We start from the raw sequence: 6135 nt of genomic DNA, 5'->3' as shown, positions 1-6135 counted from the left end.
GGCGGTTAGCCGCTGGCATCCAGGCGTTTCTCGATGAACCCGGCGTCGAAGGCGCGCTTGTAGGCATCGATGCCGTCGCGGATCTGGTACAGCGCTTCGCGCAACTGCTGCTCCTTGCCACGGCGCACCACGGTCTCGGTCAGTGGCGCGGCCATGCTGGCGAGCAGCCCGAGCAGTGCCAGGGTCAGCACCACTTCGATCAGGCTGAAGCCCTGGGCGCGGCGTTTCATGGCCGTGGGCTCGGGGTTGCCGGCACAACGGCCATCTGCGCGTCGGCCGCCGGGGCGCTTTGTTCGTCTTCAGGCGAGTCGGCGGGCACCGCGCCGGCAGGCAACGGCCGGGCCATCTGGCGTACTTGCATGGCCGATTCGGTGCCGGTGCCGAACTCCATGTCCGACGGGCTTTGGTACGGCAGGTTGCGCACGATGCGCGGGGTGATCGCCAGCACCAGCTCGGACTTGCTCATGTCGTCGCGGTTGCTGCCGAACAGCCGGCCCAGGCCGGGAATATCGCCAAGGCCCGGGATCTTGTTGCCGCTGGAAGTCTTGTCGTTGCGCACCAGGCCTGCCAGTACCTGGGTTTCGCCGTCGTGCAGGCGCAGGCTGGTCTGGGCGTTGCGGGTGTCGACCTGAACCGGAATGGTGCCCTGGCGAGTGGGTTCCAGGGGGGTGGCGTTGCTGACTTCCAGCGCCACCTTGATCGCCACCTCGTTGTTCAGGTGCACGGTGGGTTGCACTTCGAGCTTCAGACCCACGTCCAGGTAAGTGACGCTCTCGGTAATCACCGGGCCCTGGGTCGAGGGCACCGAAGTGGCGCTGATGATCGGCACGCGCTGGCCAATGTGGATGCGTGCCTGCTCGCGGTTGCTGACGCGGATCACCGGGCTTGCCAGGGTGTTGATGTCCTTGTCCGAGGCGTTGATCTTGGCCTGCGGCGCCGGCGAGATGCTGATGCGGCTGGAGTTGATGCCACGCAACTGGTCGAGCACGCTGACCGGGTTGCCGTCATCGGTCAGCACGCCGAAGGTGTTGGGCCATTGCAGGCCGAGGTCGAGGATGCGCGAGCGGGCCACCTCCATCACTTCCACCTCCAGCACCACCTCGGGGTTGGACTGGTCCTGGGACTGCAGCAGCTTCTCGGCCATGCGCACAGCGTCGGGGGTGTCGCGCATGGTCATGGTGTTCAGGCGTTCGTCGACGAACACGTCGCGGGTCTTGAGCATGGTCTTGACCATGTTCAAGGCGGTGTTGGCATCGATGCTGGTCAGGTAGAAGGTGCGCATGACCAGTTCCTGGTAGTCCTTGGTCTTCTGCGGCGAATCGGGGTAGATCAGCAGGGTGTTGTCGTTGACGATCTTCTGGTGCAGCTGGTTCTGCTCCAGCAGCAGCGCCACGGCATCTTCGATGCGTACGTCGCGCACGAAGATGGTGGCCTTCATGTCCGGGCGCAGGTCCTTGTCGAAGATGAAGTTGATGCCGGCCACCTGGGACAGCACCTCGAAGATGGTCTTCAGCGCGGCGTCGCGAAACTCCAGGGTCACCGGGCGTTCCAGCTTGCTGCGCAGTTGCGGGAACGGCTGCGCGGTGCGGGCCTGGACGTTCTCGATGTCGCTGCGCAGCATGATGCCTTTCTGGTTCTGCGGGTCCAGGCGCAGCACTTCGCGCATGTAGCGCTCGGCACCGAACAGATCACCCTGGCGCAAGGCGGCCTGGCCAAGGGCGACGCGGTCGTCGAGGGTGCGCATCAGCTCCAGCTGGCGGATGCCTTCCATGGCACGGCGGTTGTTGGATTCGATGGTCAGCACCCGGCCATAGCCGATGCGCGCGCCGGCGTAATCGTGGCGGATGCGGTCGCTGTCGGCCTGGGTGATCAGCGCCTCGACCGCTTCCTGGCGGCTGTGGGCCAGGGCGATGTTCAGTTCGGTGTCACGCGGGTCGTCACGCAGGGCGTCTTCCAGGCGGGCGATGCCGGCCTCGTACTGGCCCTCCTTCATCAGCTCCTGGCTGTCTTCGCGCACCGCGCTCGATCCGCAGCCGGCAATGGCCACGCACAGCGCCAGGAGCATGAACGGAGCAGGCTTGCACAACTTCGATACCTTCATGGTGCGCTCCCGACAGACAGAGTCTGCGACTGGTGCAAGGGCAGGTAGACAAGGTCCAGCTCGTTGGCCGAGACCCGATCGAGGCGGTAGGTTTCGTCGATCACGTCGCCTTGGCGCACGACGTAGAGCTTTTCGCCGCTCTGCAGGAAGATCTGCAGGTCCTCGCGGTCGCCGATGCGGCCGACGAACTGGAATGGCAGTGCTGGCGCGGTGGCGGCCGCGACCACGACGGGGGCGGCGACCACGGGTTGTTCGGTGACGGTGGCCAGGGCCTTGGGCTTGGTCCATTGCTGGCGGGGGAACAGGTCTCTTGAGGCCTGTTCTGGCCCTTTCGCGGCTAAAGCCGCTCCTACAGGTTCGGCGGCGCTTGTAGGAGCGGCTTTAGCCGCGATGGGCGCAACGCTGTCATCCTGGTCGAACCAGTGCCCAGGCGCCCACGCCAGGATCGCCGAGACCCCCAGAAACCCTGCCCACATCACCGCACGCTGAGTGTTCATCACGACCTCGACAGGTAAAGGGTCATGCGCAGGCGACCATTGAGTTCGCTGTCGCCAATGCGTTTGCGCTGCAGCTCCAGGTCTTCCAGCACCAGGGTCGGCAACTGGCCGATCAGCCCTTTGAGGAAGCCGCGAAGCTGCGGGTAGCTGCCGCGCACTGGCAGCACGATCTGGTAACGCGCCAATTGGGTCTTGGGATCGACACCGAGGGCGTATTCCCCCCGCGCCAGGCTGATGTGCTCGGCGCTGGCCAGGTGATACAGGCGCTCGATCAACTCGCTCGCCTCGGGCTGGCCCGGCAGCTGTTGGCGCAGGCTGTCCAGCGCCTGCTGTTCGGGCTTGACGGCAATCTTCAACTCGCCGCGCTTGACCCGTTCAACCTGGGCGCTGGCATCCGCTTCGCTGGCTTGCAGTTCTCGCAGCGCCTGCCACTGCGGCAGCACGCCGGCCAGCGCCACGCCCAGCGCCAGCGCGGTGACGGCAACCGCCGCCAGGGCCACCGGGCCGGCACGGCGCAGGTGCTCTTCGAGGATCAGGCGGTTTATCGATTCAGGGACGCGCATGACCGGTCTCCCAGGTGGCGGTGAGGTTGAAGCGCACCGGCTGCTCGGGCTGGCCCATCACCACCTCGTGGTTGAGCAGCGACACATCGCTGAGCTCGGCGCTGCGCTCAAGGCGCTGGTGGTACTGCAGCATCGCCTCCAGGTTGCGCGCCTCGGCGGTGATGCGGACCTGGCCCTTGCGGGCGTCCGGGGTCAGGGTGAGCAATGCCACATCTTCCTGCGGTTGCGCTTCGAGCATGGCGAACAGTTGCTGCCAGGGCCGTTGCAGTTGCTGCGAGACACTGCGCATCTGCGCCAGGCGTTCGGCCTGCTCGCGGCTGGCGGCGGTGTTCTGCGGCGCGGCGGTGGCTGGGCGGCGGCCCAGTTGCAGCTCCAGGCCGTGCACACGGGCCTCCAGCTCGACCTGTTCGGCCTGCAGGTGCTGCTGCAGCAGTACCAGCGCGGCGACCACGGCAGCGCCCAGGGCCAGCAGCGACCAGGCCAGCGGGCTGCTGCGCCGGGGTTGGAATTCCAGATCGAGGCGGCGCATCTCAAGCCACCGCTCGCCACATGGCGCACAGCGGGTCGCTGTCGCTGGCCGGTTGGCACAGCTGCACCGCCGCCAGTTGCGACACGTCGCCCCGGCCCGGGGCATGCAGGTAGACCCGTGGCAGCTGCTCGCCGTACAGCTCGCAGGTGCGGTCGATCAGGGCCTGCAGCGCCTGGTCGCTGTCGGCGCAACCTTGCGCCAGCACTTGCTGCCAGGCCCCGCCGGCCGCCATCAGCAGCACGCTGCGCCGCGGTTCGGCCAGGACGAAGAGGAAGTCGCCCTGGCCCAGCTGCGCCGAGCAGCGGTTGTAGGCGGCCATCAGGTAGGGCTGCACCGAGCGCAGCTTCAGGCGGCTTTCGTCGACCAGCGCCTGCAGCCCTTGCAGCAGCGCCCTGGGCAGCGCCGTGGCGATGCGCGCGGCACCGGCCGGCTCTGGCGACAGGACGATGCGCCAGTCATCCAGCGACTGGCCGTAGAGGTTCTCGAAGCAGGCCCTGGCGTAGGCATCCAGCTCGCCCGAGGTGCCAATGGCGTCGCTCCACGGCACCAGGCAGAAGCGGCTGAAGCGGGCCGACAGCAGCACCTTCAATTGTGCGCCCCGTACGGCGTGTTCGGCCAGCAGCGCGGCAAGCGCTTGCAGGGCAGGTTCCCAGGCCGGTTGCGCAGCATCGCAGGTGAAGGCGCGGCTACCCAGCCATTGATGTTGATTGGCGTGCCAGCGACCCAGGCCGACACCCTCGGCGCCGAGCACGGCGCAAAAGCGATCAGGCGATAAATGTGACACGGTTGATCTCCTCAAGGGTGGTGCGGCCCTCGCGGACCAGGTCCAGGGCAGAGGCACGCAGCAGGCGCAGGCCGCGCTGGCAAGCCAGCGTCTTGATCTGCGCCAGCGGGCGGCGTTCGACGATCATCTGCCGCAGGTCGTCGTCCAGGTGCAGCAGTTCGGCAATGGCGCTGCGCCCGCGGTATCCGCTGCCCCGGCACTGGCCGCAGCCCTGGGCGCGGACGAACTGCCAGCCGGTCACCGCTTCGCGGGTCAGGCCCGAGGCGGCCAGGGTCTCGTCGTCTACCTCGCAAGGCGTGCAGCAGTGCGAGCAGGCCAGGCGAATCAGGCGCTGGGCCAGCACGGCGTTGAGCGCGGAAACGAAGCTGTAGGGGTCGACCTGCATCTGGCTGAAGCGCCCGATCACGTCGAACACGTTGTTGGCGTGGATGGTGGTGAACACCAGGTGGCCGGTGAGCGCCGACTGCACGGCGATCTGCGCGGTGTCCGGGTCGCGGATCTCACCGACCAGGATCTTGTCCGGGTCATGGCGCAGGATCGAGCGCAGGCCGCGGGCGAAGGTCAGGCCTTTCTTCTCGTTGACCGGGATCTGCAGCACACCGGGCAACTGGTACTCGACCGGGTCTTCGATGGTGATGATCTTGTCCACGCCGTGGTTGATCTCGCTGATCATGGCGTACAGGGTGGTGGTCTTGCCGCTGCCGGTGGGGCCGGTGACCAGGATCATGCCGTAGGGCTCGGCCGCCAGGCGGCGCAGGGCGCGCAGGGTTTCATCGGCGAACCCCAGGGCCTGCAGCTGGACACCGCTGACGCGGTCGGACAGGTCTTGTTTGTCGAGCACCCGCAGCACCGCATCCTCGCCGAAGATGCTCGGCATGATCGACACGCGAAAGTCGATCTGGCGCTCGCCGATGGCGATCTTGAAACGGCCGTCCTGGGGCACGCGCTTCTCACCGATGTCCAGTTCGGCCATGACCTTGATGCGCGAGATCACCTGGTCGGCGAAGGCACTGCCGCTGGCCTTGCCGGCACCGTTGAGCACGCCGTCGATGCGGTACTTGATGGTCAGGCCCTGGCCGGTCATGCCCAGGTGGATATCGCTGGCGTGTTGCTTGAGGGCGTCGTAGAGGGTCGAGTTGACCAGCTTGACCACCTTGCTCTGGTCTTCGCTGATGCTGGTCAGCGACAGCCGTTGCAGGGCATCGGTGTCGCTGCTGGCCTCGGTATCGTGGTCCAGGGCATCGACTGCGTGGAAGCTTTCTTCGTGGCGGGCCAGCAGGGTCGCCAGGTCAGCGGCGTGGGCCAGGTACAGCGGCGCGCCTTGCAGGGTGTCATCGATCCAGGCCAGGCGGGCGGGGTCGAAGGGGTCGGCGAACACACCCAGCACTTCACCGCCCTGCTCTATCAGCACGAATTCGCGCTTCAGGCACAGGGCCAGGCTGACCTTGTCGAAGCGCGGGGTGCTGGCCAGCAAAGTCTGGCTGTCGAGGACCGGGTAATGCAGGGTGAGGCCAAGGCGGCGCAGGAAGGTGTCGGGGGTGTCGGCGGACAGGCGCTCAAGGCAATTGAGCAGGCGCTCGTCGCTGGCTTGCAGGCGGGCCTGGGCGAGCAGGTCGCGGGGGTAGGCTGAGTGAGGCGCTGGCTGTACCGGCCTCATCGCC

Annotated in this window: 6 protein-coding genes and 1 pseudogene; all 7 read right to left on the bottom strand. The window is 67.0% G+C overall.

Annotation, left to right across the window (positions count from 1 at the left end):
* Positions 1-8 precede the first annotated feature (8 nt).
* Positions 9-230, bottom strand: a pseudogene (locus PMI38_RS03510) (prepilin-type N-terminal cleavage/methylation domain-containing protein); the annotation flags it as partial.
* Positions 227-2101, bottom strand: a complete 1875-nt coding sequence (locus PMI38_RS03505; protein WP_008090720.1) for a secretin N-terminal domain-containing protein — start codon at positions 2099-2101, stop codon at positions 227-229. The gene PMI38_RS03505 and the pseudogene PMI38_RS03510, both read right to left, overlap by 4 nt.
* Positions 2098-2598: a hypothetical protein gene (locus tag PMI38_RS03500; protein WP_008090714.1), complete on the bottom strand. Its 501-nt coding sequence runs from the start codon at positions 2596-2598 to the stop codon at positions 2098-2100. The genes PMI38_RS03505 and PMI38_RS03500 overlap by 4 nt, the downstream gene beginning before the upstream one ends.
* Positions 2598-3161 carry a type 4a pilus biogenesis protein PilO gene (gene pilO / locus PMI38_RS03495; protein ID WP_008090713.1) on the bottom strand — a complete coding sequence of 188 codons (564 nt, stop codon included), beginning with the start codon at positions 3159-3161 and terminating at the stop codon, positions 2598-2600. Before pilO ends, PMI38_RS03500 begins: the two co-directional genes overlap by 1 nt.
* Positions 3148-3690, bottom strand: coding sequence for a PilN domain-containing protein (locus PMI38_RS03490; protein ID WP_008090712.1), 543 nt, complete (start codon positions 3688-3690; stop codon positions 3148-3150). Before PMI38_RS03490 ends, pilO begins: the two co-directional genes overlap by 14 nt.
* A 1-nt stretch (position 3691) precedes the next feature.
* Positions 3692-4474, bottom strand: coding sequence for a hypothetical protein (locus tag PMI38_RS03485; protein ID WP_008090709.1), 783 nt, complete (start codon positions 4472-4474; stop codon positions 3692-3694).
* Positions 4455-6131, bottom strand: coding sequence for a GspE/PulE family protein (locus tag PMI38_RS03480; protein WP_081502500.1), 1677 nt, complete (start codon positions 6129-6131; stop codon positions 4455-4457). The genes PMI38_RS03485 and PMI38_RS03480 overlap by 20 nt, the downstream gene beginning before the upstream one ends.
* Positions 6132-6135 lie beyond the last annotated feature (4 nt).

It is taken from the genome of Pseudomonas sp. GM84 (assembly GCF_000282535.1).
In the GTDB taxonomy this organism is placed as follows: domain Bacteria; phylum Pseudomonadota; class Gammaproteobacteria; order Pseudomonadales; family Pseudomonadaceae; genus Aquipseudomonas.
Note: the sequence above shows the minus strand (reverse complement) of the source record. Positions and strands in the feature narration are given on the sequence as shown.